The 25,550-nt window shown below is 66.8% G+C and carries 24 protein-coding genes; 8 read left to right on the top strand and 16 right to left on the bottom strand.

Annotation, left to right across the window (positions count from 1 at the left end; genetic code table 11):
• Positions 1 to 141: 141 nt before the first annotated feature.
• The 8 genes from secF to pdxT form a co-directional block, all read right to left on the bottom strand.
• Positions 142 to 1,161, bottom strand: a complete 1,020-nt coding sequence (gene secF, locus WFH44_RS07445) for a protein translocase subunit SecF (protein ID WP_336712979.1) — start codon at positions 1,159 to 1,161, stop codon at positions 142 to 144.
• Positions 1,161 to 2,894, bottom strand: a complete 1,734-nt coding sequence (secD, locus tag WFH44_RS07440; protein ID WP_336712977.1) for a protein translocase subunit SecD — start codon at positions 2,892 to 2,894, stop codon at positions 1,161 to 1,163. The genes secF and secD overlap by 1 nt, the downstream gene beginning before the upstream one ends.
• Before the next feature lie 102 nt (positions 2,895 to 2,996).
• Complete coding sequence (gene yajC, locus WFH44_RS07435) at positions 2,997 to 3,449, bottom strand: preprotein translocase subunit YajC (RefSeq protein WP_336712976.1); 453 nt, start codon at positions 3,447 to 3,449, stop codon at positions 2,997 to 2,999.
• Positions 3,450 to 3,590: 141 nt separating this feature from the next.
• Positions 3,591 to 4,676, bottom strand: a complete 1,086-nt coding sequence (gene ruvB / locus WFH44_RS07430) for a Holliday junction branch migration DNA helicase RuvB (RefSeq protein WP_336712974.1) — start codon at positions 4,674 to 4,676, stop codon at positions 3,591 to 3,593.
• Entirely contained in the window at positions 4,676 to 5,314 is a 639-nt protein-coding gene (ruvA, locus tag WFH44_RS07425; protein ID WP_336712972.1) for a Holliday junction branch migration protein RuvA, read from the bottom strand. Before ruvA ends, ruvB begins: the two co-directional genes overlap by 1 nt.
• Before the next feature lie 144 nt (positions 5,315 to 5,458).
• Positions 5,459 to 6,034: a crossover junction endodeoxyribonuclease RuvC gene (ruvC, locus tag WFH44_RS07420; protein ID WP_264795568.1), complete on the bottom strand. Its 576-nt coding sequence runs from the start codon at positions 6,032 to 6,034 to the stop codon at positions 5,459 to 5,461.
• Between the two features lie 16 nt (positions 6,035 to 6,050).
• A complete protein-coding gene (locus tag WFH44_RS07415) occupies positions 6,051 to 6,809 on the bottom strand; it encodes a YebC/PmpR family DNA-binding transcriptional regulator (RefSeq protein WP_336712970.1) in 759 nt (252 codons plus the stop codon).
• Positions 6,810 to 6,811: 2 nt separating this feature from the next.
• A complete protein-coding gene (gene pdxT, locus WFH44_RS07410; RefSeq protein ID WP_336712968.1) occupies positions 6,812 to 7,477 on the bottom strand; it encodes a pyridoxal 5'-phosphate synthase glutaminase subunit PdxT in 666 nt (221 codons plus the stop codon).
• Positions 7,478 to 7,638: 161 nt separating this feature from the next.
• Between pdxT and WFH44_RS07405 the strand changes: the two genes are divergently transcribed.
• Both WFH44_RS07405 and WFH44_RS07400 read left to right on the top strand, forming a co-directional pair.
• On the top strand, positions 7,639 to 8,913 hold the full coding sequence (locus WFH44_RS07405) for a MurT ligase domain-containing protein (protein WP_336712967.1): 1,275 nt from the start codon (positions 7,639 to 7,641) through the stop codon (positions 8,911 to 8,913).
• Positions 8,913 to 9,635 carry a type 1 glutamine amidotransferase gene (locus WFH44_RS07400; RefSeq protein ID WP_336712965.1) on the top strand — a complete coding sequence of 241 codons (723 nt, stop codon included), beginning with the start codon at positions 8,913 to 8,915 and terminating at the stop codon, positions 9,633 to 9,635. Before WFH44_RS07405 ends, WFH44_RS07400 begins: the two co-directional genes overlap by 1 nt.
• Before the next feature lie 10 nt (positions 9,636 to 9,645).
• Here the strand turns inward: WFH44_RS07400 and WFH44_RS07395 are convergent, their stop codons facing one another.
• A complete protein-coding gene (locus WFH44_RS07395) occupies positions 9,646 to 10,674 on the bottom strand; it encodes a CapA family protein (RefSeq protein ID WP_336712963.1) in 1,029 nt (342 codons plus the stop codon).
• A gap of 539 nt (positions 10,675 to 11,213) precedes the next feature.
• On the opposite strand from WFH44_RS07395, the gene WFH44_RS07390 reads away from it, so the two are divergent.
• The 3 genes from WFH44_RS07390 to WFH44_RS07380 all read left to right on the top strand — a co-directional run bounded on the left by WFH44_RS07390 (position 11,214) and on the right by WFH44_RS07380 (position 12,586).
• Positions 11,214 to 11,663, top strand: coding sequence for a DUF7144 family membrane protein (locus WFH44_RS07390; RefSeq protein ID WP_336712961.1), 450 nt, complete (start codon positions 11,214 to 11,216; stop codon positions 11,661 to 11,663).
• Between the two features lie 121 nt (positions 11,664 to 11,784).
• Positions 11,785 to 12,240: a DUF6325 family protein gene (locus tag WFH44_RS07385; RefSeq protein ID WP_336712959.1), complete on the top strand. Its 456-nt coding sequence runs from the start codon at positions 11,785 to 11,787 to the stop codon at positions 12,238 to 12,240.
• Positions 12,241 to 12,253: 13 nt separating this feature from the next.
• On the top strand, positions 12,254 to 12,586 hold the full coding sequence (locus WFH44_RS07380) for an SHOCT domain-containing protein (protein ID WP_336712958.1): 333 nt from the start codon (positions 12,254 to 12,256) through the stop codon (positions 12,584 to 12,586).
• Between the two features lie 146 nt (positions 12,587 to 12,732).
• On the opposite strand, the gene pdxS is transcribed toward WFH44_RS07380, so the two are convergent.
• The 6 genes from pdxS to WFH44_RS07350 form a co-directional block, all read right to left on the bottom strand.
• Positions 12,733 to 13,647, bottom strand: coding sequence for a pyridoxal 5'-phosphate synthase lyase subunit PdxS (gene pdxS / locus WFH44_RS07375; RefSeq protein WP_264795577.1), 915 nt, complete (start codon positions 13,645 to 13,647; stop codon positions 12,733 to 12,735).
• Between the two features lie 106 nt (positions 13,648 to 13,753).
• Positions 13,754 to 14,365, bottom strand: coding sequence for a phosphatidylinositol phosphate synthase (gene pgsA / locus WFH44_RS07370; protein WP_336712957.1), 612 nt, complete (start codon positions 14,363 to 14,365; stop codon positions 13,754 to 13,756).
• A 9-nt stretch (positions 14,366 to 14,374) separates the two neighbouring features.
• On the bottom strand, positions 14,375 to 14,908 hold the full coding sequence (locus WFH44_RS07365) for an HIT family protein (protein ID WP_336713635.1): 534 nt from the start codon (positions 14,906 to 14,908) through the stop codon (positions 14,375 to 14,377).
• A gap of 74 nt (positions 14,909 to 14,982) precedes the next feature.
• The gene (gene thrS, locus WFH44_RS07360; RefSeq protein ID WP_336712955.1) at positions 14,983 to 17,001 is read right to left on the bottom strand and encodes a threonine--tRNA ligase; all 2,019 of its coding nucleotides are present in this window, start codon (positions 16,999 to 17,001) and stop codon (positions 14,983 to 14,985) included.
• 71 nt (positions 17,002 to 17,072) lie between these two features.
• Entirely contained in the window at positions 17,073 to 20,552 is a 3,480-nt protein-coding gene (locus WFH44_RS07355) for a DNA polymerase III subunit alpha (RefSeq protein ID WP_336712954.1), read from the bottom strand.
• Between the two features lie 36 nt (positions 20,553 to 20,588).
• Positions 20,589 to 20,903 (bottom strand): DUF6504 family protein, encoded by a 315-nt coding sequence (locus WFH44_RS07350; RefSeq protein ID WP_336712952.1) that lies wholly within the window; start codon positions 20,901 to 20,903, stop codon positions 20,589 to 20,591.
• Positions 20,904 to 21,178: 275 nt separating this feature from the next.
• Between WFH44_RS07350 and WFH44_RS07345 the strand changes: the two genes are divergently transcribed.
• Complete coding sequence (locus tag WFH44_RS07345) at positions 21,179 to 23,359, top strand: FG-GAP-like repeat-containing protein (protein ID WP_336712950.1); 2,181 nt, start codon at positions 21,179 to 21,181, stop codon at positions 23,357 to 23,359.
• A gap of 101 nt (positions 23,360 to 23,460) precedes the next feature.
• Positions 23,461 to 23,907: a VOC family protein gene (locus WFH44_RS07340; RefSeq protein ID WP_336712949.1), complete on the top strand. Its 447-nt coding sequence runs from the start codon at positions 23,461 to 23,463 to the stop codon at positions 23,905 to 23,907.
• A 47-nt stretch (positions 23,908 to 23,954) separates the two neighbouring features.
• Here the strand turns inward: WFH44_RS07340 and WFH44_RS07335 are convergent, their stop codons facing one another.
• Positions 23,955 to 24,662 carry an SOS response-associated peptidase gene (locus WFH44_RS07335; RefSeq protein WP_336712948.1) on the bottom strand — a complete coding sequence of 236 codons (708 nt, stop codon included), beginning with the start codon at positions 24,660 to 24,662 and terminating at the stop codon, positions 23,955 to 23,957.
• A gap of 69 nt (positions 24,663 to 24,731) precedes the next feature.
• Between WFH44_RS07335 and WFH44_RS07330 the strand changes: the two genes are divergently transcribed.
• Positions 24,732 to 25,022 (top strand): mycoredoxin, encoded by a 291-nt coding sequence (locus WFH44_RS07330; protein WP_442892886.1) that lies wholly within the window; start codon positions 24,732 to 24,734, stop codon positions 25,020 to 25,022.
• Positions 25,023 to 25,550 lie beyond the last annotated feature (528 nt).

Genomic DNA, 25,550 nt, shown 5'->3' with positions numbered 1-25,550 from the left:
TGGGCCGCCTCATGCAGCACCCAAAGGACCGATTAGGCCGCCTCTCCACGGGCGGCCGCATGCTCCATCGTTCTAGTGTATGCCCGAAGGCAGAGGCAGGACACGGGCACCGGCACTGAGGCCGGCGCCCGTTCGCCTGCTCTAGGCCGTGGCAGACTCCCCAGCCGCCTCGCGCGCCTTGGCATCCTGCTCCCGGCGGAGCCGGACCTTCTTGGCCTGCTGCACCAGGGCCGGCTCGTTCGTCCGCAGCCGCGCGTACAGCGGTGCGGCGATGAACACCGTCGTCGCCGTGCCGATGATGATGCCGATGAAGAGGGCCAGCGACAGGTCCTTGAGCGTCCCGGCACCCAGCAGCAGCGCACCGATGAAGAGGATCGAAGCGACAGGCAGGACACCGACCACCGAGGTGTTGATGGAGCGGACCAGGGTCTGGTTCACGGCCAGGTTGACCTCCTCATCGAAGGTGCGCCGGGTCGAAGTTGAGATGTCAGCCGTGTTTTCCCGGACCTTGTCGAAGACGACCACCGTGTCGTAGAGCGAGTAGCTCAGCACGGTCAGGAAACCGATGATGGCCGAAGGCGTGACTTCGAAACCGATGAGCGAGTACAGCCCTGCCGTCACGATCATGACGACGCCCATGCCGGCCAGCGCAGCGGCCGACATTTTCCAGGTCCGGAAGTAGATCGCCATCAGCACCGCGGCCAGGGCGACGAAGACGACGAGCCCCCAGAGTGCCTGCCGCGTCACGTCGGCGCCCCACGTGGGGCCGACGAAGTTCGACGTCACCTGGTCCGCTTTGACCCCATAGGCCTTAATCAGCCCGTCACGGACCGCCAGCGTCTGGTCATCCGAGAGCTGCTCCGTCTGGATGCGGACCGTGTTGGGCGCAATGTTGGTGACTTCCGGATCCAGGGCGGGCTCCACCTCGGTAACGGCGTCCTTCCCGAGATTGAGATCCGTGTTCTGGGTCTGCGAGACCGTGAACTCGGATCCGCCGCGGAAGTCGATGCCGAGGTTGAAGCCGCCCTTGGCCACCGGGATGATGATGGACAGCAGCACTGCCGCCCCGGCGATGATGAACCACAGCTTGTACTTCTGGACAAAGGGATAGGACCGCTTGCCGGAGTAGAGCTCGTTGCCGAACGTTGCGAAGTTAGGCATTAGTTGCTCTCCTTATCCGTGCTGCGCCCGGAGACCGCGGCGGCACGCTCTTTCTCTGCGGCGGCCCGCCGCTCGGCAATGGTCTGGCGCCGCTGGGCTTCCGCCGCCGCACCGGCCGTCTTGCCGCGCGGTTTCGGCGTGCCCTCGCCCGGCTGGCGGGTGCGTCCCGCGCCGCGGTACAGCGGTACCGCGCCCAGGAGCTTCGGATCCAGTCCGGAGAAGCGGTGGCCTTCGCCGAAGAATTTCGTGCGGGCCAGCAGCATCATCACCGGGTGGGTGAACAGGAAAACCACCACGAGGTCGGCGATGGCGGTCAGGCCGAGGGTGAACGCAAAACCACGGACGTTTCCGACCGCCACGAAGTAGAGCACGACGGCGGCCAGCAGGTTGACTGCCTTTGAGGCCAGCACCGTGCGCTTGGCCCTCTTCCAGCCGTTGTCGACGGCGGACACCAGGCCGCGGCCGTCGCGCAGTTCGTCGCGGATCCGCTCGAAATAGACGATGAACGAGTCCGCCGTCTGGCCGATGGCCACGATCAGGCCGGCCACACCGGCCAGCGACAGGCGGTAGTTCTCTGTCCAGCCCAGCAGCGCGATGGCCAGATAGGTCAGGATTCCGGCCACCACCAGGGACGCAATGGTCACGAATCCGAGCATCCGGTACTGGAAGAACGAGTAAATGGCGACCAGGAGGAGGCCGATCAGGCCCGCAATGACGCCCATGCGCAGCTGTTCGGAGCCGAGGGTAGCCGAGATCTGCGTTTCGCTCTGGATGTCGAAGCTGATCGGCAGGGCACCGTATTTCAGCTGTTCGGACAGCGCGCGCGCCGAGTCTTCCGTGAAGTTGCCGGTAATCTGCGGACGGCCGTCCGGAATCACGGCGTTCGTGGTCGGAGCCGAAATAACGGTGCCGTCCAGGACGATGGCGAACTGGTTCTGTGCGCCGGTCAGGCCGAAGAGCCGTTCGGTGACGGACTTGAAGGTCTGCGTGCCCTCGCCGTTGAACTCGATATTGACGGCCCACTGGTTCAGCGACTGGCCCTGGTTGCCTCGGACCTGGCCAAAGCTGGCGTCCTGGATGTCGGTGCCGGGCACCTCGACCGGACCAAGGATGTACTTCTGGCCGGTGTCCGGTTCACACGCGATCATCGGCTTCTTGGGATCCGAGGGCTCCTCGGTGGCCGCCGCTATGGTAGCCGGGTCGGTGCAATCGCGCGCCTCCATCTCCTGGTACAGCTCGGGAGTAATCCAGTTCAGGTCGCTTGCGTTGGCCGGCGTACCGCTCGGCTTCGGCAGCTCGGCTGCAGGCGTGCGGCTTTCCTTCGGCACGGCCGCTCCGGAAGTGGCGGCCAGCACCGGCCGGAACTCCATGGCCGCCGACGCCTGGATCAGGTCGCGGGTCTTCTCGTCCGGCACGCCGGGCAGGCTGACGATGACGTTGCGCCCGGACTGCGTGCTGATTTCGGCCTCGGCAACGCCGGAGCCGTCCACGCGCTGCCGGATGATTTCGACTGCCTGGTCCAGCTGTTCGCTGGTGATCTGGTTGCCTCCGCCCTGGACCTGCGGGGCGAGGATCATCTGGGTGCCGCCTTCGAGGTCCAGCGCCAGCTTGGGCGCCCAGCTGGCCTGGTTCGAAAGAACGCCGCCGCCCAGGGCAGCGGTCAGGACGGCAATGAGGACGCCGAGCCAGATCAGGGTCCTCTTGGCGGCAGTATTGCGGCCGGAACGTGCCATGAATGGTCTTTCTCTCGACGGCTGCCGGCGCAGGAATTCCCGCATGACAAATGGGCGGGGCTACCCCCACCCATTTGTCCGGCCGGTGGAACCGCGTGCGGACTATTTGTTGTCTTTGTTCTGTTCTTCGTTCAGCCGCTTCATGGCTTCGTCCGAGGATTCATCCTCGCGGAACACGGACGGCTCGTCCCCGCCCGCCAGTGCGGACGCGTCCTCGGGAACCACGGCATCTTTCGGTTCGATGATTTCGCTGACGGCCTGCAGGTGCACGGTCGCGGTGTTTCCGGGCGACAGCTCGATGATGGCCTTGTTCTCGTCCCGGTCGACCGAGACCACGGTGCCGAACAGGCCGAACTGCGTCATTACCTGTGTGCCCGGACGCATCTTTTCCTGCATCGTCTGGGCTTTCTCCTGCATCTGCGTCCGGGCCTTCTTCTGCTTCCGGAACATCATGAAGATCAGCAGGCCGAAAATGACGAAGAGCGCGAGCGTCATGAAGTCGAACCCGCCGCCCTGGGGCTGCGCGGTGTTATTGGCAAAGACGTTTACGAACACTGAGAGGTTCCGTTCCTTCTTCTGGACGCGAGCAGCGGCACGGCCGCACTCGGATGGTCTGCGCCGGACAGGGCAGCGCCTTGTAGGGCACGGAGCAAGCCTGGCTGCCATCCATTCTACGCGTGCAGCCCGGCGGTGAAGTCACGATCCGCTATCGGCTAAGCCGCGTTCCTCCTCCTCGAGGACCGAGAGCAGGTCCGGAGCACCGGCGGCGGAGGCCGGCATGTCCAGGCCGAGGTGTTCCCAGGCGGCCGGCGTGGCGATCCGTCCGCGCGGCGTCCGGCCCAGGAGCCCCTCGCGCACGAGGTACGGCTCGGCCACGGTCTCCACCGTTTCGGTTTCCTCCCCCACCGCGATGGCCAGAGTGGAAAGGCCCACCGGCCCCCCTCCGAACTTCGTAATTAAGGCCATGAGGACCTCGCGGTCCAGGCGGTCCAGTCCGCGTTCGTCCACTTCATACATGTCCAGCGCGGCGGCAGCAGACCTTGCGTCGATTTCTTCGATGCCGTGGACGAGTGCCCAGTCCCGCACCCGGCGGAGCAGGCGGTTGGCGATGCGCGGCGTGCCCCGCGACCGGCCGGCGATTTCGGCGAAGCCGGCGGAACTGATCTTCAGGTCCAGCAGCATGGCCGATCGCCGGAGCACCAGTTCCAGTTCCTGGGTCGAATAGAACTCCAGGTGTCCGGTGAAACCGAACCGGTCCCGGAGCGGACCGGGCAGCAGGCCCGCCCGTGTCGTGGCGCCGACCAGGGTAAACGGCGGCAGGTCCAGGGGAATGGCGGTGGCGCCCGGCCCCTTGCCCACCACGATGTCCACCCGGAAGTCCTCCATGGCCATGTAGAGCATTTCCTCAGCCGGACGGGACATCCGGTGGATCTCGTCGAGGAACAGGATCTCGCCTTCGGTCAGCGAGGAAAGGATGGCTGCCAGATCCCCGGCATGCTGGATGGCGGGACCGGAGCTGATGCGCAGGGGGGCGTTCATTTCCGCCGCGATGATCATGGCAAGCGTCGTCTTGCCCAGGCCGGGCGGTCCGGAGAGCAGGACGTGGTCCGCCGTGCGTTCCCTGATCCTCGACGCCTCGAGGACCAGCGACAACTGCCGGCGTACCCGTGCCTGGCCGACGAAGTCCGCCAGGTTCTTGGGCCGGAGCGCCGACTCGAGCGCTCGTTCTTCGGCTTCGCCCGCCGCCGAGACGATGGACGTGCCTTCGGGTTCCGCCGGCATCAGCGGGCACCCGCCGGGGCCCGCCGGCCGCCGCCGGTCCGGCCGTTATCCTGCCCCATTCTCTGCAGGGTCAGCCGCAGCATCTGGCCGACATCCGAACCGGCCGCAACGTCCGGGTTCTCCTCGGCCGTCCGGTCCAGCGCGGCGGCCGCGTCCTTCTCCGACCAGCCCAGGCCGGTCAGCGCCTGCAGTACCTGGTCCTGCCAGGCCGGCCCCGCCGGCGCCGCCGGTCCTTCCACGGGCACGAGCTTGCCGGCCAGTTCCAGGACGATCCGGCCGGCCAGCTTCGGACCAATGCCCGGCACCTTGCTGATCGCCTTGCTGTCCCCGTCCGCGACGGCCTGCCGCAGCGCCTCCGGGGGGTGCACGGCCAGGGCGGCCAGGCCGAGCCGGGGCCCGACCCCGCTGACGGAGATCAGGGTTTCGAACACCTCCCGCTGCACCGCATCTTCGAAGGCGTAGAGCGTCATCGAGTCCTCGCGAACGATCATCAGGGTCGCCAGTTCGGCTTCGCGTCCGACGTGCAGGGTGGCCAGGGTCTGCGGGGTCGCCTGCACCAGCATGCCGAATCCATTCACGTCCACTACGGCAGAGTTCAGGCCGACATGGCTGACAATGCCGCGAAGCGAGCTGATCATTTAGTGACTCCATAACCGCAGGGCTGGAAACCGGCCGCCACCGACGGCGCCGTTTCTCCGAACATATTTACGAACAGCCTACGCGTTGCCGGGGACATTCAGCCCGATTGCCGCGCCGGGCGGGCGAGGGGTGAGGCGGCCGGTTCACCATTTCCTGCGCTGGGCCCGGGCCTGCGCCTCAGCCCAGGCCCGCTGGGCCGGTGTTAGGGAACGGCCGCCCGCCGCGGCGGACGCCGTCGTCGCACTTCCCCGCCAGGCGTGCGTAATGGCCAGCGCCAAGGCATCCGCCGCATCCGCCGGTCGCGGCGGCGTATCCAGCCGGAGGATGCGCGTCACCATCTTGGTCACAGCCGCCTTGTCCGCCTGGCCATTGCCGGTAACGGCCGCCTTGACCTCGGTGGGCGTGTGGTGGGCAACAGTGATGCCCCGGCGGGCCGCGGCCGTGATCACGATGCCCGATGCCTGGGCGGTGCCCATCACCGTGCTGACGTTGAGCTGGCTGAAGACACGCTCCACGGCCAGGACGTCCGGCGTGTAGCGGTCCAGCCACTCGTCGATGGCCGTCGCGATGGCCAGCAGGCGCTGCTCGAGCGGCACATCGGCGGAGGTGCCGACAACGGTGACTCCGGCCAGCGTGGCGCGACGGTTCGGCTCCACGTCGACGACGCCGAAACCGCAGCGCGTGAGGCCGGGGTCGATGCCCAGGACACGCAGGGTCATCCGGTCTTGGCCTGGCTCAGTCTTCGGAATCCAGAGCGGCCAGAACCTCGTCGGACAGGTCGGCGTTGGAGTACACGTTCTGGACGTCATCCAGGTCTTCCAACGCGTCGACTAGCTTCATGAACTTCCGCGCGGCGTCCAGCTCCAGGCCTACCTCCATGGAGGGGACAAACTCGATCTCGTCGGTCTCGTACTCGATGCCGGCTTCCTCAAGGGCGGCCACCACGGCGCGAAGGTCCGTGGGCTCGCTGTGCACCTCGAAGCTGCCGCCGGATTCCTTGACCTCCTCGGCTCCCGCGTCCAGAACTGCCATCAGGACATCGTCTTCGCCCAGGTCGTTCTTCGGCAGGTTCACGACCCCCTTGCGGCTGAACAGGTAGCTCACCGAGCCCGGATCCGCGACGGTGCCGCCGTTGCGCGTAATCGCCAGGCGGACCTCGGAAGCAGCGCGGTTCTTGTTGTCCGTCAGGCACTCGATGAGCACGGCGGAACCCTGCGGGCCGCGGGCTTCGTAGATGATCTCCTGGTAGTCCACGGCCTCGCCGGTCAGGCCGGCGCCGCGCTTGACCGCCCGGTCGATGTTGTCGTTCGGAACCGACGTCTTCTTGGCCTTCTGGACCGCGAGTTCAAGGGCGGGATTGCCGGACATGTCGGCACCGCCGGCGCGGGCGGCGACTTCGATGTTCTTGATCAGCTTGGCGAAGGACTTGGCGCGGCGGGCATCGATGACGGCCTTCTTGTGCTTGGTCGTCGCCCATTTGGAGTGTCCCGACATGCTTACGCTTCTCCTCTAACGATTCTGATAAAAAGTTCGTGGATCCGGCGCTCCCCCGTAACTTCCGGGTGGAAGGATGTCGCCAGCAGATGCCGCGAACGCACTGCGACAATTCTAGCTGTCCCGTGCAGAGTTCCCGTGTGCGACGCCTCTTCCGGCAGGACCTGGGCCAGCACCTCTACGCCCTCGCCGACCCGTTCGACCCAGGGGGCACGGATGAAGACGGCGTGGACCGGCTCCGGTTCGGTCCCGGCCACCGCGGCGCTGAACTCGAGCCCGCGGAAGGCCAGATCCGTCTCGAACGACTCGCGCTGGCGGCCGAAGGCATTACGGCGAACGGTAATGTCCAGGCCGCCGAGCGTTTGCTGCGGGTTGCCCTGCCGGTCCGTGGCCGGGTCGGCGATCTCATTGGCCAGCATGATCATCCCGGCGCAGGACCCGTAGACGGGCATGCCCGCGGCGATCCGCTCCTTCAGGGGATCGGCCAGCTCGAAGATCCGGGTGAGCTTGTCGATCGTGGTCGACTCGCCGCCGGGAATGACCAGCCCGTCCACGGCGTCCAGTTCCGCAGGCCGCCGCACGGTGGCCGCCTCGACGCCGCTGTGGACCAAGGCAGCTAGATGTTCGCGGACGTCTCCTTGGAGGGCGAGCACGCCGATTTTGACCACGCGGGGTTTCCTTTTCCAGTGTCAACGGGGGCAACGGCCGGGATCCGACCAGGAAAAAACATTATCCTCCCCGTGCATCCGCAGGCGAACCGGCGCACTCCACAACGCCCGCGGATGCCCTTAGCCGGTCCTGCCGGCGGGAGCTTGTATAGTTTCTAGTCATGCGACACCTCCTAGCGACCGTTGTCGGAAAGACCGTCCGGGTGGTGGCGAAGCTACGTGGAGGTGGTTCCGCCCTCCCCGGCCTGATCGCCGAAAAGATCGACCCTGAGTTCCTGCCCCGCACCCTGGGCACCCTGCCGCACGGGGTCGTGGTGATCAGCGGGACCAACGGGAAAACGACGACGACGAAAATGGTCGTCGAACTGCTGCAGGGCCAGGGCCTGAAGGTCTTCACGAACCGCACCGGCAGCAATTTCACCCGCGGCGTCGTCGCCGCAGTGCTGGGCGAATCGAACCCCGCGGGCAAGCTCCGCGCGGACATCGCCGTGCTGGAACTCGACGAGGCCCATGCCGTCCACTTCGTGAAGCTCGTCCCGCCGCGCTACAGCCTGCTCCTCAATGTGATGCGCGACCAGCTGGACCGCTTCGGCGAAATCGAAACGACGGCGGGGTTCCTCCGCAAGATCGCCGAGGCGACAACCGAGGCGGTCGTCCTCAACCGCGAAGACCACCGGATTGCCGGCCTCGCCGCAGCGGTGACCGCGCCCGGGATCCGGTACTTCGGGCTGGCCCCCGGGCTGCGCCGGATGTTCCCCAGCGACGACGACATGCGTTCAGGCGCCATCGGTGAGATCGCCGCGCTGCCGGATGCCGACGTCGTTCTCTCGGCCTGTGACGGGCCGGCCGCCACCTTCACGGTGAACGGTCGGGACGTCGACGCGCAGCTGAAGCTCACCGGGGTCTACAACGTCTACAACTCCGCCGCCGCGCTGGCCCTTGCCCGCACGGTACTCGGGGAGGCCGCCGACGAGGCCGCGCTGCTCCGTTCGCTGGAGGCCGTCACGCCGGCCTTCGGACGCGGCGAATCGCTGACCGTGAACGGCCAGCCGCTGGACCTGGTGCTCGTGAAGAACCCGGCAGGGTTCCGGCTGGCGCTGAAGTCCTTCCCCGCGGCAGGATTCCGCACGATGATCGCCATCAATGACAACTATGCGGACGGCCGCGACATGTCCTGGCTCTGGGACGTTGATTTCGATTCGCTCGCCGAAGCCGGCGTGGACGAAGTCAGCGGCGTCCGCGCATACGACATGGCGCTGCGGCTGTTCTACGAAGATGTGCCCGTGGGCCGGGTCGACACCGACCTGACGGCATCGCTGCGCCGGTTCATCGAGCTCGGCCCCGAGCAGCCCAAACGCATCTACTGCACCTACACCGCCATGCTCGCGCTGCGCCGGGAGCTGGGCAAACTGACCGAAGTGGAGGTGGTCTCCTGATGGATGCACCGGTGATCGACCTGCTGCAGCTGTACCCGCGGGACATGAACATCTACGGCGACTGGGGCAACGTCCTGGTCCTGCGCAAGCGCCTCCAGCTGCGCGGCTACGACGTGCGCCTGCACGAATACAACCCGGGCGACAGCTTCCCGGAGCAGGTGGACCTGATCGTCGGCGGCGGCGGCCAGGACTCCGGCCAGAACAAGATCCAGGCGGATCTGCTCGCACTGGGGGGCCGGCTCAAGGAACTGGCCGACGACGGTGTGCCCATGCTGGCCATCTGCGGCCTGTACCAGTTGTTCGGCCACCGGTTCACCACCCACACCGGCGAGGTCATCACCGGCATCGGGCTGCTGGATGCCGAAACCGTGGGCGGACCCACCCGGCTGATCGGCAACACGGTGCTGGACAGCAGCGAGTTCGGCACCGTAATCGGGTACGAAAACCACAGCGGCCTGACCACGCTCGGCCCGGAGCTGCAGCCGTTCGGCACCGTCACCAAGGGCCAGGGAAACAACGGCCAGGACGGCACGGAGGGCGCGCGCTACCGGAACGTCATCGCCAGCTACCTGCACGGTTCGCTGCTGCCCAAGAACCCCGCGGTGGCCGATTACCTGGTGCGCCACGCGGCCGAGCGCCGCTACGGCACGTTCAACGACGTTGCGCTGGAGGTCCCTTACGAGGCGGCGGCGCGCGCCGACGCGGCGGCCCGCCCGCGCTGAGCCTTTCCGGTCAGTCCCCGCCGAGTAGCCACTCGCGGACGATTCCTCCGGTGCGGGACATCGATCCCACCGTTGCCTTGGTCCGGGAGCGGCTGGCCGTGTCCGCCTGTTCCGAGATGCACCACTGCCCCGTTTCGGCAGCGGCATCCAGCCTGTCGGCCGCCACCGGGCACCAGCGATGCTGCGGTCCATCGAACGTGGCCGGAAGCCAGTCCAGCCGTGCAACTTCCCATGCCGCCCCCTCGGCGGCCTGGCTGAACTGTGCCCGGACCATCAGGCCTTCGGTGTTGAGGATGTTCTCGGTGGCGTGCGCCGCAATGGTGTTGCCCAGCCCATAGGCAATCCAGGTGCCGTGGTACTGCTCAATCGGCTGGACGGAGTGGCTGTGGTGCCCGTAGACCAGGGAGAACTCGCCGCTGTCGGCCAGCATGTGCGCGGCTTCCCGCTGCTGTGCGTTCGCATAGTCGGTGTATTCGTCCCCGGCGTGGATGGCGCCCAGGACGATATCCGCTCCCTCCGCTCTGGCCTGCTTGGCCTTCGCAATCATGGCCCGGGGGTCGAGCCGGTCCACCTGCCACGCCCCCTCCGGCTCCAACCCGTTCAGTGAAAAGGTCCCGGTGATGACCGCGACGCGCGCGGCGGGAGTATCCACGATCAGCACCTGCCGGGCCGCTGCCGGACTGCGATAGGACCCGGTGTGCTCGAGGCCGCGGTCATCCAGCGCGTCCAGGGTCCGTTCCAGGCCGGCTGTGCCAGAGTCAATGCTGTGGTTGCTGGCCGTGGTGCAGGCATCGTAGCCAACAGCCGCAGCGGCATCAAGGATCTGCGGCGGGACGTTGAAGGCCGGATAGCCGGAATACGGGCCGTCTGCATCGGCCAGCGGCGTCTCCAGCTGGCAGATCGCAAGATCCGCGGTCGCCAGGTATTGTTCCTGCGCGGCCAGGGCCGGGCCGAAATCCAGCTTTCCATGGCCCGTCTGCGCGGCGTCCCGCGCAGCCTGCTCCCACAACGCCTCGTGCAGCAGCAGGTCCCCACTCATCGCCACTGTGGCACACCGGATTCCCGGACAGTCCGGACCCCTTCCGGCTGTCACCGCCGGTTGCGGGGCGGAACCCGTTGCAGAGGACGACGGCGGGGCCGCTCCGACGGGGCCGCTCCCCTCCGTGCCCGGCCCGGCAGACCCCGCTGCGGGTTTAGTTTCCGCCGCGCCGTGGCCGGTTTCCTCCGCCGCCGGCCCGTTGCTGCAGCCGGCCATGAGCAGGCCCGCCGCCGTCAGCACAGCCGCCGCCAGGGTGGCCGCCTTACTGGCTGGCGGCTGCGACGCGTGCGTGCGCGCGTTCCGCTGGTCGGGACCGCGCCCCTGCGCCTGCCGTCGGATCATGCCGCCAGTGTATTCCTGCGGGGATCCTGACCGCGGCAGCGCGCGGCTAAACCGCACGGCGGACAGGCGCATGACGATCATCCAGCGAGGATGAGGAAAGCAGGCCAGGACGGGAGTGGACTTATTGCGGGTGGCCGGATCTCCAGTGACGCAACCGCGTTGCGACCGCCACACCGCACGAGGGAGGAGCCATCACCATGGCAAGCAGTTCCGTGGGGCGGACGACCGATCCAGGGCGGCCTCCCGACAGGGAGTACAGCGTTGCGGCCGCCGGGACGATCCTCATGGCCGGGGTCATCATGATTGTGGCCGGTGCCTTCCACATCCTCCAGGGGCTTGTGGCGCTGTTCGACGACCAGTTCTTCGTCGTCGGCAAGGAGTACATTTACCGGTTCGATGTGACCTCGTGGGGCTGGACCCACCTGATCGGAGGCCTGCTCTTGGTGTTCGGCGGGGCAGCCTTGTTCCGGGGCGCCGTCTGGGCCCGCATTCTGGCAGTAGTGCTGGCATCGCTGAGCGCGGTGCTCAACTTCATGTGGCTGCCCTACTACCCGCTGTGGGGCTCCCTCATCATCGTCCTCGACGTGGTCATCATCTGGGCCGTCCTGGCCCACCCCCGCGACTTAAGGGCACGCGGGCCATTCTGATAACGCTGGTTTCCGTGCTGGACGCAGCCCGCCAAGATCATTCGGCGGGGGTGATGTCCCGGACGGGCAGCGAAAAATACACTGGGCAGGTCTTTGGACGACCAATCGGATTGCAGGGGTGATGTTCGTGGCAACTACAGATGTGCATGGCCCGATCGACTTCGTGTTGATCGAGTTTCCGCTGGAGCGGACGGGCAGCGGCGCCACCGTAGAGGCGCTTAGGGACCTGATCCAGCGGAAGGTGGTCTGGGTCTATGACCTCATCATCATTACGAAAGATGAGGACGGTTCGGTGGCCGGGGCCGAATTGACGGAAGATGCAACCGAAGGCCTGGAGGGGTTTGCTTCCCTTGCCTCGGTTCGTTCGGGCCTTCTGGGCGACGAGGAAATTGCCGAAGCGGCCGAGGCTATGGCAACGGGCACCGTAGCGGCGCTCATCGTCTACGAGAATCTGTGGGCCATACCGTTCATCGCCGCAGCGCGCGATGCCGGAGGCGAAGTCATCGCGAGTGCCCGGATTCCAGCCCAGGATGTCATGGCCGCGCTCGACGCGATGGAATCCGAGTCGACGGTCTAAGGAGGAACCACACATGGGACTGTTACGAGGAGTGGCACGGACGGCGGTTGTCGCCGGAACCGCGACGGCGGTGAGCGGCCGCGTGCAGCGCCGCCAACAGGCGCGCTGGGATGCCCAGGAGCAGCAGCAGTACGCGCAGAATGAGCCCGCGCAACCGCAGTACGCTCAGCCCCAGTACGCGCAACAGGCGTACGTCCAGCCGACGTACGAGACAGCGGCGGCCCAAGCGGCGGCGCCGGCCGCGGATCCGCTGGAGCAGCTCAAGACCCTGGGCGACCTGAAAGCGCAGGGAATCCTGACGGAGGCTGAGTTCCAGGCGCAGAAGGCGAAAATCCTGGGCGGCTGAAATCTGCCGGCTGTCCCGCTCATCACCCAACCGTGCCCTGCCTGCCCCGGCCGGCAGGGCACGGCGTCGCAGGTCGCTGTTCGAGAACGCCGAACGCCCGGGACCGCAGCTGGGCTGCGGTCCCGGGCGTTCGCCGTCGTTAGTGCTTACCAGCCGCGCTCGGCGAGGCGGTGCGGCTGCGGGATCTCGTCCACGTTGATGCCGACCATCGCTTCACCGAGGCCGCGGGAGACCTTGGCGATCATGTCCGGATCGTCGTAGAAGGTGGTGGCCTTCACGACCGCAGCGGCGCGCTCGGCCGGGTTGCCGGACTTGAAGATGCCGGAGCCGACGAAGACGCCGTCGGCGCCCAGCTGCATCATCATCGCGGCGTCGGCCGGGGTGGCGATGCCGCCGGCGGTGAAGAGCACCACCGGGAGCTTACCGGTCGCGGCGATTTCCTTGACCAGTTCGAACGGTGCCTGCAGTTCCTTGGCGGCAACGTAGAGTTCGTCCTCGGCCATGGTGGTCAGGCGGGCGATCTCGGAGCGGATCTGGCGCATGTGGGTGGTTGCGTTCGAGACGTCGCCGGTGCCGGCCTCGCCCTTGGAGCGGATCATGGCCGCGCCCTCGTTGATCCGGCGCAGGGCCTCGCCCAGGTTGGTGGCGCCGCAGACGAAGGGAACGGTGAACTTCCACTTGTCGATGTGGTTGGCGTAGTCGGCCGGGGTGAGCACCTCGGACTCGTCGATGTAGTCCACCCCGAGGGACTGCAGGACCTGAGCTTCGACGAAGTGGCCGATGCGAGCCTTGGCCATGACCGGGATGGACACTGCTTCGATGATGCCGTCGATCATGTCCGGGTCCGACATGCGGGAGACGCCGCCCTGGGCGCGGATGTCGGCGGGAACCCGCTCGAGCGCCATGACGGCCACGGCGCCTGCATCCTCGGCGATACGTGCCTGTTCGGGAGTGACGACGTCCATGATGACGCCGCCCTTCAGCATCTCCGCCATGCCGCGCTTGACCCGGCTGCTGCCGGTTACCGGCGCGTGAGATGAAGTAGCTTCACTGCTGGACACAAAGAGCCCCTAGATATCGGTGAAAAGAGTACAACTCATCATACGCCGCATTGGGTGCGCCACCTCACTGCATGACGGCCCCTGAAGCTGCGCTGCCGGGAGCGCGTCAGCTGACGGTGTGCAGCTGGCGGTAGACCGTGCCGACGCGCTGCAGCACCGTGACGAAGGAGGCCGCCGCCAGCAGCAGCAGTACGGCCAGCAGGACCACCGGCGGCAGGCCGAGCCCGGTGAAGCCGGTGAAGACCAGCACCGCCACCAGGCGTTCGGACCGTTCGGCAATTCCGACGTCGGCGGTACAGCCGAGCGATTCGGCCTTGGACCGGGCATAGGAGACGAGCATGCCAAGGACCAGGCAGGCCAGCGAGGCCACCGCGATGGCCGTGTTAGCACCGCCGGTAAAGAACCAGATGGCCACGCCGGAGAACACCGAGGCATCCGCCAGCCTGTCCAGTGTCGAGTCAAGGAAGCTGCCCCACCGGCTGCTGCGGTCCTGCATGCGCGCCATCAGTCCGTCCACCATGTCGGCGAAGACGAAGACGGTGATGACCAGGGTGCCCCAGAACAGTTCGCCCATCGGGTAGAAGACCAGCGCGCCGAGGCAGACGCCGATCGTGCCGACCACGGTGACAACGTCCGGGGAAATTCCCCAGCGCAGCAGCAGCTTGGCCACGGGCGAGAACAGGCGGCCGAAGAAGCCGCGTGCGTACTTGTTCAGCATCCGCTACCGTTACCCGGCCGGCCAGGCCTGGGACACCTGCAGCCGGACCTCGTCCAGGGTCTGCGTGATGGCCTTGGTCTGGGCGATGATGGGCAGGAAGTTGCCGTCACCGCCCCAGCGCGGGACCACATGCTGATGCAGATGCGCGGCGACTCCCGCTCCCCCGGCTACTCCCTGGTTCATGCCGAGGTTGAAGCCCGTGGGGTTGGCGACCTTGCGCAGCACGCGCATCGCCGTCTGCGTGAGCTCTGCGAACTCGGCGGTCTCCTCCACGGTGATGTCCGTATAGTCCGGAACGTGCCGGTACGGACACACCAGCAGGTGGCCGGGATTGTACGGGAAGAGGTTGAGCACCACGTAGTTGAACCGGCCGCGGTACACGATCAGCGACTCTTCGTCGCTTCGTCCCGGGGCAACGCAGAAGGGGCAGTCGTCCTGGCCCTTGAACTGGTGCTGGCCGCCCTTGACGTAGGCCATCCGGTGCGGGGTCCATAGCCGCTGGAACGCGTCCGGAACGCCGGGCAGTTCGAAATCATCCGTCACCGTCCCGTCCGTCTCCGGGCGGCCCGCGCCGGATGCCGGGTCCGGCGCGGTCCCCGGCGCCTGCTGATCTGGCGTCACGGCTGGACGTCCCGGTTCCGGACGGCAGCGGCGATCCGCTCCACCGCCTCGTCCACCGGAATCCCGTTGTCCTGGCTGCCGTCGCGGAAACGGAAGGACACGGCGCCGGCTTCGGCGTCCTCGCCGCCGGCGATCAGGACGAAGGGAATCTTCTCCTTGCTGGCGGTGCGGATCTTCTTCGGGAAGCGGTCCGTGCCCAGGTCCGCCTCGGCCCGGATGCCCTTCGCCCGCAGCTTCGCCACGACGTCGGACACATAGTCGTTGAACGCGTCCGCGACCGGGACGGCAACGACCTGCACCGGGGCGAGCCAGGCCGGGAACGCTCCGGCATAGTGCTCGATCAGCACGCCCATGAACCGCTCCACGGAGCCGAAGAGCGCGCGGTGGATCATGACCGGGCGCTGGCGGGAACCGTCGGCGGCCTGGTATTCGAGTTCGAAGCGCTCGGGCAGGTTGAAGTCCAGCTGGATGGTGGACATCTGCCAGGTCCGGCCGATCGCGTCGCGGGCCTGGACGGAGATCTTCGGCCCGTAGAAGGCGGCTCCGCCCGGATCCGGGACCAGTTCCAGGCCGGAGGCTTCGGCGACCTCGGCGAGGGTCCGCGTGGCTTCCTCCCAAGCCTCGTCCGAGCCCACGAACTTCTCCGGATCCTTGGTGGAGAGCTCCAGGTAGAAGTCCTCAAGGCCGTAGTCCTTGAGCAGGTCGAGGACGAAGTTCAGCGTGGTGGTGAGCTCTTCCTTCATCTGCTCGCGGGTGCAGTAGATGTGCGCATCGTCCTGGGTCATCCCGCGCACGCGGGTCAGGCCGTGCACGACGCCGGACTTCTCGTACCGGTAGACGGAACCGAACTCGAACAGCCGCAGCGGAAGCTCGCGGTAAGAGCGGCCGCGGGAGCGGAAGATCAGGTTGTGCATCGGGCAGTTCATCGGCTTCAGGTAGTAATCCTGGCCGGGCTTGACCACTTCCCAGGTCTCCGGGTCCCGGGTCTCGTCGATGTGCATGGCCGGGAACATCCCGTCCTTGTACCAGTCGAGGTGGCCGGAAATCTCGTAGAGGTGGCCCTTGGTGATGTGCGGGGTGTAGACGAACTCGTAGCCGGCCTGCTCGTGGCGCTGGCGGGAGTAGTCCTCCATGGTGCGGCGGATGATGCCGCCCTTGGGGTGGAACACGGGCAGGCCGGAGCCGAGCTCGTCCGGGAAGGAGAACAGGTCCAGCTCCGCGCCGAGCTTACGGTGGTCGCGGCGCTCCGCCTCGGCCATGCGCTCCTGGTAGGCCTTCAGGTCCTCCTTGGTCGGCCAGGCGGTGCCGTAAATGCGCTGCAGCTGCTTGTTCTTCTCGCTGCCGAGCCAATAGGCGGCAGCGCTGCGGGTGAGGGCGAAGGCATTGGAGATCAGCTTCGTGTTGGGCAGGTGCGGGCCGCGGCACAGGTCGCACCAGATCATGTCCCCGCTCTTGCGGTCGACATTGTCGTAAATGGTGATTTCGCCGGCGCCAACCTCGATGCTGGCACCTTCGCCGGCTTCGTCCGCGTCGGACTTCAGTCCGAGCAGGATCAGCTTGTATGGTTCGCCGGCCATCGCCTGGCGGGCTTCATCCTCGCTGACGGCCCGGCGGACGAACTTCTGGTTCTGGTTGACGATCTTGAGCATCATCTTCTCAAGCGTCTTCAGGTCTTCGGGAGTGAAGGGTTCCTCCACGTCGAAGTCGAAGTAGAAGCCGTCCTTGATGTAGGGGCCGATGCCGAGCTTGGCGTCCGGACGCAGCTGCTGCACGGCCTGGGCCATAACGTGGGCGGTCGAGTGGCGCAGAACATTGAGGCCGTCGGGCGAGCCGATGGTGACGGCTTCGACGCTCGCGCCGTCGGGCAGCTCGCGGTCCAGGTCGCGGAGTTCGCCGTCCACGCGCATAACGACGACGTCGCGGCGGTCCGCGAACAGCTCGGTTCCGGTAGTGCCCGTCGTCACCTTATTCTCTTCGCCGTCGACGATGAGGGTGATGGTTTGGGGCGCTGACACGGAGGTCTCCTTTGGTTGTCGAGGGCTCTCGTTGCGCCACCGTACTTTGGGTGCCGCGAGCCACTTCGATGTTATCCGCTGATATTGAGCCCAACCAACATTGGGCGCGAGGGCAGCTCGAGTGTTGGCTGCCCGGACGACAGCTTCGGCTGGCTGCGTTCCGGCAGCGGGAGCGTCCCGTGTTCGGTCAGGTCCCAGGCGTTGGAGGCCTGCAGGCTGATGCCGCGGGGTCCGGTCCTCCGCGTGGTGCCCTGGACCAGCAGCAGCCTGGTGCCGAAGAGCAGCGGCCCGGCTTTCTCCTGCGCCTCGTGGAAAAAGGTGCAGTCCACGCAGCCGGTACCGTCATCCAGGCTGATGAACACCACGCGGCGTCCCCCGCGCATCGGCGGCGTCTGGGTGGCAACCCGGATGCCGGCGACCAGCACGTCGGTGCCGCTGCGCAGGGAGAGCAGGTCCTGAGCGGGGGTGGCCCCCAGCTCCTTCAGCAGCGGGGCATAACTGGCCATCAGGTGGGCGCTGACGTCCACGGCCATCAAGTCGAGCTCCGTTTTGACCTTCTCCAGCGTGGTGGGTTCCGGCAGCCGCGTCTTCAGGTTGCACAGTTCAAGATCGCCCAGCGGCAGGGCAAGCTGGCCTTCGATGGGCTCATACCTGCGCGGAACCGGGCGGACCGGCGGCTTGTCCAGGTGGTGCACGATGTCCGCCCGGGTAGCAGTGTCCAGGCGGCCGGCCGTCCGGTTGAGTTCATCGAAGGCACCCAGCTGGCCCAGCCGCTTGAGGGTCGGCCGGCTGATTTTGGCGCGGGCCCGCAAATCGGCAAGGGAATCATAGGGCTGGCCGCGGACGATCCGCTTGAGCTCGGCCCCGGACATGCCGTAAATGCCGGCGAGGCTGAGCCTGATTCCCAGCTTCCCGCCGGAGCCGCCTTCCCCCGGGACACGTTCTACCCGGTATTTGTCGCTGCTGCGGTTGATGTCCAGCGGCAGGATCGGGATCCCCATCCTGCGCGCTTCGGCCACCAGCAGGCGGCGCGGGTACATGCCGGGGTCGTGTTCCCACAGTCCGGCCAGGAAGGCTTCCGGATGATGGGCCTTCAGCCAGGCGGACTGGTAGGTGGGCACGGCGAAGGCCGCACCGTGCGCCTTGCAGAACCCGAAGCTGCCGAAGGCCTTCAGCGTGTTCCAGACCTTGTCGACGGTTTCCGCCGTGTAGCCACGTTCGAGGGCCTTGCCCCTGAAGTGTTCTTCCACCGCAGGCTCGGCCGCTGCGTCCCCCAGCAGCCTGCGGAACTCGTCCGCTTTGGCCAGTCCGCAACCGGTGAAGACGTCGAAAGTCCTGAGGACCTGCTCGTGGAATACCGTCACGCCGTGGGTTTCCTTCAGCACCGGCTCAAGGTCGGGATGCGGATAATTCTCCGGCGCCCAGCCGTGCCGGTGTTCAAGGAACGGGCGGACCATGTCGGACTTCATCGGTCCGGGCCTGAACAGCGAGATATCGATGATCAGGTCGTTGAAGTTCCGTGGTGCCATCTTGCCCACCAGCTCGCGCTGGCCCGGGGATTCGATCTGGAAGCAGCCGAGGGTGTAGGTGCTGCGGATCAGTTCGTAGGTCGGTTCGTCGTCGAGCGGGACGGCCTCCAGATCAATGCGGCCCCCCTCGACGATGTAGTCCGGGCCGCCGCCGAGGGCTCCGGGGTGTCGGCCCGCCGCTGCGACGGCAGCCTTGTCCGGATGGATCCTGGCAATCTCTTCCAGGGCGTAGGCCATGGAGGACTGCATCCGCACCCCCAGTACATCCAGTTTCAGCATGCCCATCGGATCCATGTCATGTTTATCGAACTGGCTCATTGGCAGCCCCAGTCCGCTGGGCTGGACCGGGGTACGGTCCAGCAGGGTTTCGTCACCGAGGATCACGCCGCACGGATGCATCGAAATATGCCGGGGCAACCGGTCCAGCCGTTCGGTCACGTCCACCAGCAAATCCAGCTGCCGGTTCTGCTCCACCTGCGCGGAGAACCCCCGCAGCTCGGGCTTCTCTTCCATTGCCTCACGGAAATTCCGCGCGGAGAAGCGCCACAGCTGTTTGGCGATCCCGTCGATGTCCCCTTCCTCCATGCCCAGGGCAAGACCGGCATCCCGGACGGCCCCTCGTGCCCGATAACCGTTCTGCATGCTCATCAGGGTGACCCGTTTCGCGCCGAAGCGGTCGAAGATCTGCCGGTAGACCCTGTGCCGCTCGGCGCTTTCGACGTCGATGTCGATATCCGGCAGCGTGGACCGGTCCCGGGAAAGGAACCGCTCGAAGATCAACCCATGGTCCAGCGGATTGACGTGGCTGATGTTGAGCAGGTAATTCACCAGGCTCGAGGCGCCGGATCCGCGGGCCGCCGCCCGCACCCCCATGCCGGTGATCATTTTCGACACCTCGGCCACCGTCAGGAAGTACGGGGCGAACCCGAGCAGGGTGATGATGCTTAGCTCGTGGCTGAGCCGGTCCCTGAGCCTGCGCTCTGCCGTGCCGCCGATCCCGGGGAAGCGCCGCCCGATGCCGTCCTCGCAACGCTGGACCAGTTCCACAGCCGGCTCCCGGGTAATACCGATGACGGAAGCTTCCGGAACGACGGGCCGTTTGTACCCCATGTCCCCGACCGGATCCATCCGGCACCTGTCCGTTACCGCGGCGGTCGTGGCCAGCAGGCTGCGGGCACCTGCTGCCCCGGCACCGGCTTCCCGCGCTATCTCCCGGGCCAGGGCCTTCATCTGCTTCCCGCTTTTAAGCCAGCCCTGTCCGTTGGGCTGCAGGTCCGGCAGCTTGGACAGCGCCGTCAAGGCACGGACGGCATCCAGCACGTCCGCGGTCGCGGCATCATCCTCCCGGCAATACCGCACGGCGTTGGTGAGCACGGCGGGGAGCTTCAATTCATCCGCGAGCTTGAACAGCCGCACAGCATGGGCCGTGCTGAGGTTGCCCCCGGGAGTGCTTAAATGGCTGGCCACTTCAACGACCAGCGCACCCGCAGGCATTCGGCTGCGCCAGCGCTCTGCGAGCGCCCTAGCCTGTGCGTAGCTGCGGTTCCTCAGGGCCTGTCCTACGTCGGAATAGGGGCCCAGCAACACTGTCAGGACCGGGCCGGAGCCGCTTGCCCGGCCATCGGGTCCGGCGGCGCGGCGGGCCAGCTGCCCGATCTCCACCGCCGGCCCGTGGCCCCGCTTGCTTCCCCTGCCGGCAGGCGTCCCTTCATGGGCGTCGGAAACCGCCCGGCACAACGCCTGGTAGCCCGCGCCGCCGTTTCCGCCGTGGGCCAGGACCACTACCCGCCCGGAACTGCCGCCTTTGCCGTCGCTGACGGCAAGGTCGGCACCCACAACCGGATCCAGGCCGGCAGCGAGGCAGGCCCGGACATGCTTGACCGTGCCGTACAGGCCGTCCCGGTCGGTGCAGGCCAGGGCATCGGCTCCGTCCCCTGCCGCCGCGGCGACAAGTTCATCCGGCCAGGACACCCCGTAGTGTGCGCTGAAAGCGGATGCGACATTCAGATGGGTAAAGCTCATTTTCTATCCGGGATAAGGAGCTCCGGGCGCCTCTGGCTAGGCACTCAGGCGCTGGGCGGCATCGTGGACGCGGATCATGCGCCATCGCGCACTGTCGGCATGGTGCGACAGGTCGAAGGTGCGCAAAGCCGAGCGGCTGTTCAGCCTGGCCTGGACCCGCCAGATTTCGTAGTCCACCAGCCCGGCTCCCCTGCCCCGCTCGGCGCGCTGTTCCTCCGCCCACCAATTGCGGCGTTCGTACCAGCGCACCGGGTCCGCTGCCACATGCCATGTCCTGTGCTGCCACACCAGCCGGATCGGCTGGCCGGCAGGAGAACAAACAACTTCGATCGATTCGCTGAAAACACCCATGTTCCAGTCACCTTCCTCTGGAATTACGGGCCTGAGCCCTCGGCTGCGCGCTCCTGCCAACACGCCTGCCGAAAAGCTTGACCCCTTCATTCTAATCGAATATGTATTCGAATCCAAGAGCCAGCCTAGGCGCCCGCTCTGACAAAATCGCCGGCCGCTCCCCCGTCCCAACGTTTATCCAATAATCGGAGCCCACAGTTGCAGCAGCGCACCCTGCGCAACTGGCTCCACCAGCCATTTGGTGCCCGAGGACACCGTTTCAAAGGAGCAAGACCATGCCACTCGCACACAGGTCAGCACCGCACCGGCATCCAGCCAAAAAGAAACTCGTTACCACCGTCGCCGCGGCCTCCCTTTTGGCCGCTGCATTCGCCCCGCTTTCCATCGCGCCAGCGCACGCCGAGCTTCCGCCAGCCGGCCCCGTTGATCCTGCCAACGGCTACCCTCTGTGGTTCTCCGACGGCACTGTCAGGCTCCAGTTCTGCTACACGGCGGAACTCGGCTGCCTCTCCACGCAGCCCAATCCCGGGCCAGCCTCCTATCCCGACAACTTCCCCGAAGAAGCCTTCTGGTTCGCCGCGGAAGCCAGCAGCGGAAACCTCCGCCTCTACGAAGCCGCGCTTGAAGGCGCACACGTGAACGGCGCCGTCGTTCCCGGTGAACAGATGGGCTTTGCCCGTCTGAGGTTCCGGATCGAGAACCTGGTGATCGGGGCGCAGTACACCATCACGCACCCCTACGGGGTCCATACCTACACCGCAACGGACAACAGGAAGGGCGCAGGCGAGATCAGCCAGACGATCGACAGCGGCCTCTGCACCCCAACCGCAACCGCCGCCTGCGACTGGGACGGCGTCGGCCGCGCCTTCCTCGGCAACTATGGGGTGGGCACCACCGCCACGTTCCTGCGCCAGGTCAATCCGCCCGCCGGCACGCTGGGCAACCCGAATGTGGCCTCCGCAGTCACCGGGGCCCCGTCGGGCAACAACTTCGTGCGTGTGGAGGGTCCCAACGCCGGCGGCCCCGGAGTGAACACCCTCACGGTTAGCAGTTTTGCCGTCCAGGGCGTGATTTCCGATACCACCGACGGCGCGCCGGGCACCCCTGACCTGGTCGCCGCCAGCGATACCGGACGCTCCTCTACGGACAACATCACCAACGCCACCCTGCCGACCTTCAGCGGCACCGTTCCCTTAGATGGCACGGTGGAGCTGCTGGTCGACGGCGCGGTGGCGGGTTCGGCCGCAAGCGCGGGCGGGACCTACAGCATCACGCCCACCGCTCCGCTGGCGGACGGTCAGCGCAGGATCTCCACCCGGATGGCCAACCCCGTTTTCGCCACGGACCCGGCTGCACCGGAGTTCCTGACATCCACCCAGCTGGCCATCACCGTGGATACGACCCCGGCGCCCGTCACGTTCAGCGGGGCCATGCCCTCGAATCCGACGCTGAACAGGACGCCGACCTTCAACTTCTCAAGTTCGGAGGCCGGCGCCGGTTTCGATTGCCAGCTGATGCCCACCAACGCCGCCTGGGAAACCGGTTGCGTGACGGGCAAGACCTACGACGCACAGAACGACGGCATCTACACCTTCAACGTCCGCTCCGTGGACCCGGCGGGCAACGTCAGTTCGCCCGTATCCCACGTATGGAGAATCGGCGACGGTGCCCCGGCCTCCGCTACGGCCGCCGAGCAGAAGGACATGGACGGCGACGGCAACCCGGACCTGGTCAGCCGCAGCAGCGACGGCAAGCTGTGGCTCTATCCCGGCAATGGCACAGGGCGGTTCGGTACCCGGGTCAATATCGGCTCCGGTGGCTGGAACGCCATGAGCGCCATCATGATGCCCGGCGACTTCGACGGCGACGGCAACTCCGACGTCATCGCCCGGGCCACCGACGGCGTCCTCTGGCTGTACCCGGGCGCCGGCAATGGCGGGTTGCTGGGCCGCAAGCAGATCGGCACCGGCTGGAATTCCATGGGCGCCTTCGTGTCGCCCGGCGATTTCAACGGCGACAACAGGGTAGACCTGCTCGCCCGCGACAGCGCCGGCGCCCTCTGGCTCTACCCGGGCAACGGCTCCGGCCGGTTCGGAACGAGGAGCGTTGCGGGAGCCAGCGGCTGGAACGCCATGAGCCAGCTCGCGGGCGTCGGCACCTTCGATGCCGGCGGCACGGCGGACATGGTGGCCCGCGACTCCAGCGGACGGCTGTGGCTCTACCCGGGCACGGGCACCGGCAAGTTCGGCACGCGCAAGCTCATTGGTTCCAGCGGCTGGAACGCGATGAGCGGGCTCAACGGGCCCGGAGCCTTCGACGCCGGCGCCTCCATGGACCTGATGGCGCGCGATTCCAAGGGCACGCTGTGGCTCTACCCGGGTAACGGCAGCGGCGGACTCGGAACCCGCGTCCAGATCGGGGCCAGCGGCTGGAGCACGATGATGATCGTTCCCTAGCCAACGGCCGCCAGGAGCCCGACCGGTTTCCCAGCTGTGCAGCAGCGCCGGAACCGGCCGGGCTCCTTGCTGCGGTCCGCCGTCAGCGGAACCATGGACCTATGGAACCTGTCGTCTCTGCCATCACCCTCGGAGTGCGCGACGTGGCGCGCTCGCGCCGTTTCTACGTCGACGGCCTCGGCTGGCGGCCGCTGGCCGAGCAGGAAGGCGAAATCCTCTTCCTCCAGAGCGCGCACGGCCAGATCCTCGCGCTGTGGGACGTGGCCAGCATGCGTGGCGAATACGGCGACGTCGGGCACCATGAGCAGGGCCCCGCGGTCCCGGTCTCGCTGGGCCGCAACGTGGGTAGTCCCGAAGAGGTGGACCGGCTGCTCGCAGAAGGCGTTGCCGCGGGGGCGGCGCTCGTGTCGGGTGGCCGGCATCAGTCCTGGGGCGGCTACAGCGGTTGTTTCGCCGATCCGGACGGCTTCCGTTGGGACATCGTGTTTAATCCGGCCTTTTCCGTGGACGACGGCGGCAACGTGAGCCTGGGCATGCCCTCGCCTTAATGCGGCGTGCGGTGAGGCGGCGCTGTCGCGGGGAGTGCCCGCAGGTGTCAGGCTGCGGCGTCGATCAGTTCCGGGCCGTTGTTGCGCACATTATTGACCTTGTCGCTGACCGTCCGCGGGATCAGGTGCGGTTCCGGCATGGCATCCAGCAGCGCCCGCACGTCCGCTTCCGACGTCGTTCCCGGGTCCAGCCAGTCGGCGTAGAGATCCGGGGGGACGATCAGGGGCGTGCGGTCATGGATGTGGCCCAGGCTGTCCGTGGCCTCGGTCGTGATGATCGTAAAGGTCCTTAGCCACTTGTCCGGATGGTCCTCCGGAAGCGACGGATCCGGCCAGTTCTCGAACAGTCCGGCGAACGCCAGCAGTTCGCCCTCGGCACCGTGGAGGTAGGTCGGGATCTTCCCGCCCGCCGTCTTCTGCCATTCGAAATACCCGTCCGCGGCTACCAGAGCGCGCTTGCGCGATGCGGCCTTGCGGAAGGATGGCTTCTCGGTCACCGTCTCCATCCGGGCATTGATCAGCCGCGCACCGGACTTCGGGTCCTTCGACCACGGCGGGACCAGGCCCCAGCGCGCCATCACGAGTTTCCGGGACAACTGTTCCGGCTCGGGGTGCCGGCGGTCGATGATCAGCGGGACCTCGTCCGTCGGAGCAACGTTGTAGGAGGGCTGGATCTCCTCGGCGTAGGACTCGTCAACATCGAAGGAAGCCACCAGGTCGCCCGTGCTCCTGGCCATCACGTATCTGCCGCACATGCCTCCATTATGTGCCCGGGCCCGCCCATCAGCTGCGGGGCGGGAATGTTTGGCGTGCCGGGGCGGTTGATGTACGCAAAGATCCCACGCGAAGGAGCTGCTTTGGAATTCGTCCCCGCCCCCGGCACCATCACCATGTTCTCGACCACGTGGTGCGGCTATTGCCGCCGGCTGAAGTCCCAACTGGATTCCCAGGGCATCGGCTACACCGAGATCAACATCGAAGACGTGCCCGGCACGGCGGAATTGGTCGAACAGATCAACAACGGCAACCAGACGGTTCCCACCGTGCTCTTCCCGGACGGCAGCAACGCCACGAACCCGTCGCTGTCACAGGTCAAGGAGCGCCTCGGCGTCTGACCCGCATGACGCACACGACCCCCGAATCGGCCTGGCGCCGGTTCGGGGGTTGTGCATCCCGGGCCTCTCCGGGGCCGGCCGGACAAGAGGCCAGCGCGGCAGTCGCGGTCGACCCTGACGTCGAGTGGCCCCGGGACCTCGCCGGTCCGGTGGGAGGAACGCTGCTGTGCCATAACGATGTCTGCCCGGAGCAAGTAGTCTTTTGCGGCGATCGTGCCGCGGCCTTAATTGATTTCGACCTGGCCGCACTGCTGGACTGATGTGCCGGGCGCGCTCGGAACCAAGGCATCCGCGGAACCGGCCTGCCCTGCAGAAAGGCGGCGATGGCCGCCATTCGGACGGTCTTTGCGGGGTTCGACGCATCTGTTCCTAAGATGAGGACAGGGGCGCCCGGACAGAGGCGCCCAGGCTCGTGCGGAAAGGAACTGCCCCCAGCATGGTTCATAAGGTCAAGGCCGTTGTTGCCAAAGAGAAGAATGCCCCGGTCAGCATCGAGACGATCCTCGTCCCGGACCCGGGCCCGGGCGA

The organism is Arthrobacter sp. USHLN218, from assembly GCF_037144715.1.
GTDB lineage: Bacteria > Actinomycetota > Actinomycetes > Actinomycetales > Micrococcaceae > Crystallibacter.
This window is presented reverse-complemented; position numbering and strand designations above follow the sequence as displayed.

Coding starts and splice junctions, on each gene's coding strand:
- WFH44_RS07335 (WP_336712948.1), bottom strand. CDS start 24,662: ATGTGCGGCAGATACGTGATGGCCAGGAGCACGGGCGACCTGGTGGCT.
- WFH44_RS07355 (WP_336712954.1), bottom strand. CDS start 20,552: ATGAGCTTTACCCATCTGAATGTCGCATCCGCTTTCAGCGCACACTAC.
- WFH44_RS07390 (WP_336712961.1), top strand. CDS start 11,214: ATGGCAAGCAGTTCCGTGGGGCGGACGACCGATCCAGGGCGGCCTCCC.
- WFH44_RS07400 (WP_336712965.1), top strand. CDS start 8,913: ATGGATGCACCGGTGATCGACCTGCTGCAGCTGTACCCGCGGGACATG.
- ruvA (WP_336712972.1), bottom strand. CDS start 5,314: ATGATCAGCTCGCTTCGCGGCATTGTCAGCCATGTCGGCCTGAACTCT.
- WFH44_RS07345 (WP_336712950.1), top strand. CDS start 21,179: ATGCCACTCGCACACAGGTCAGCACCGCACCGGCATCCAGCCAAAAAG.
- WFH44_RS07330 (WP_442892886.1), top strand. CDS start 24,732: ATGTACGCAAAGATCCCACGCGAAGGAGCTGCTTTGGAATTCGTCCCC.
- WFH44_RS07405 (WP_336712967.1), top strand. CDS start 7,639: ATGCGACACCTCCTAGCGACCGTTGTCGGAAAGACCGTCCGGGTGGTG.
- WFH44_RS07340 (WP_336712949.1), top strand. CDS start 23,461: ATGGAACCTGTCGTCTCTGCCATCACCCTCGGAGTGCGCGACGTGGCG.
- pgsA (WP_336712957.1), bottom strand. CDS start 14,365: ATGCTGAACAAGTACGCACGCGGCTTCTTCGGCCGCCTGTTCTCGCCC.
- WFH44_RS07415 (WP_336712970.1), bottom strand. CDS start 6,809: ATGTCGGGACACTCCAAATGGGCGACGACCAAGCACAAGAAGGCCGTC.
- ruvC (WP_264795568.1), bottom strand. CDS start 6,034: ATGACCCTGCGTGTCCTGGGCATCGACCCCGGCCTCACGCGCTGCGGT.
- WFH44_RS07395 (WP_336712963.1), bottom strand. CDS start 10,674: ATGAGTGGGGACCTGCTGCTGCACGAGGCGTTGTGGGAGCAGGCTGCG.
- secF (WP_336712979.1), bottom strand. CDS start 1,161: ATGCCTAACTTCGCAACGTTCGGCAACGAGCTCTACTCCGGCAAGCGG.
- ruvB (WP_336712974.1), bottom strand. CDS start 4,676: ATGCCGGCGGAACCCGAAGGCACGTCCATCGTCTCGGCGGCGGGCGAA.
- secD (WP_336712977.1), bottom strand. CDS start 2,894: ATGGCACGTTCCGGCCGCAATACTGCCGCCAAGAGGACCCTGATCTGG.
- WFH44_RS07385 (WP_336712959.1), top strand. CDS start 11,785: ATGTTCGTGGCAACTACAGATGTGCATGGCCCGATCGACTTCGTGTTG.
- WFH44_RS07380 (WP_336712958.1), top strand. CDS start 12,254: ATGGGACTGTTACGAGGAGTGGCACGGACGGCGGTTGTCGCCGGAACC.
- WFH44_RS07350 (WP_336712952.1), bottom strand. CDS start 20,903: ATGGGTGTTTTCAGCGAATCGATCGAAGTTGTTTGTTCTCCTGCCGGC.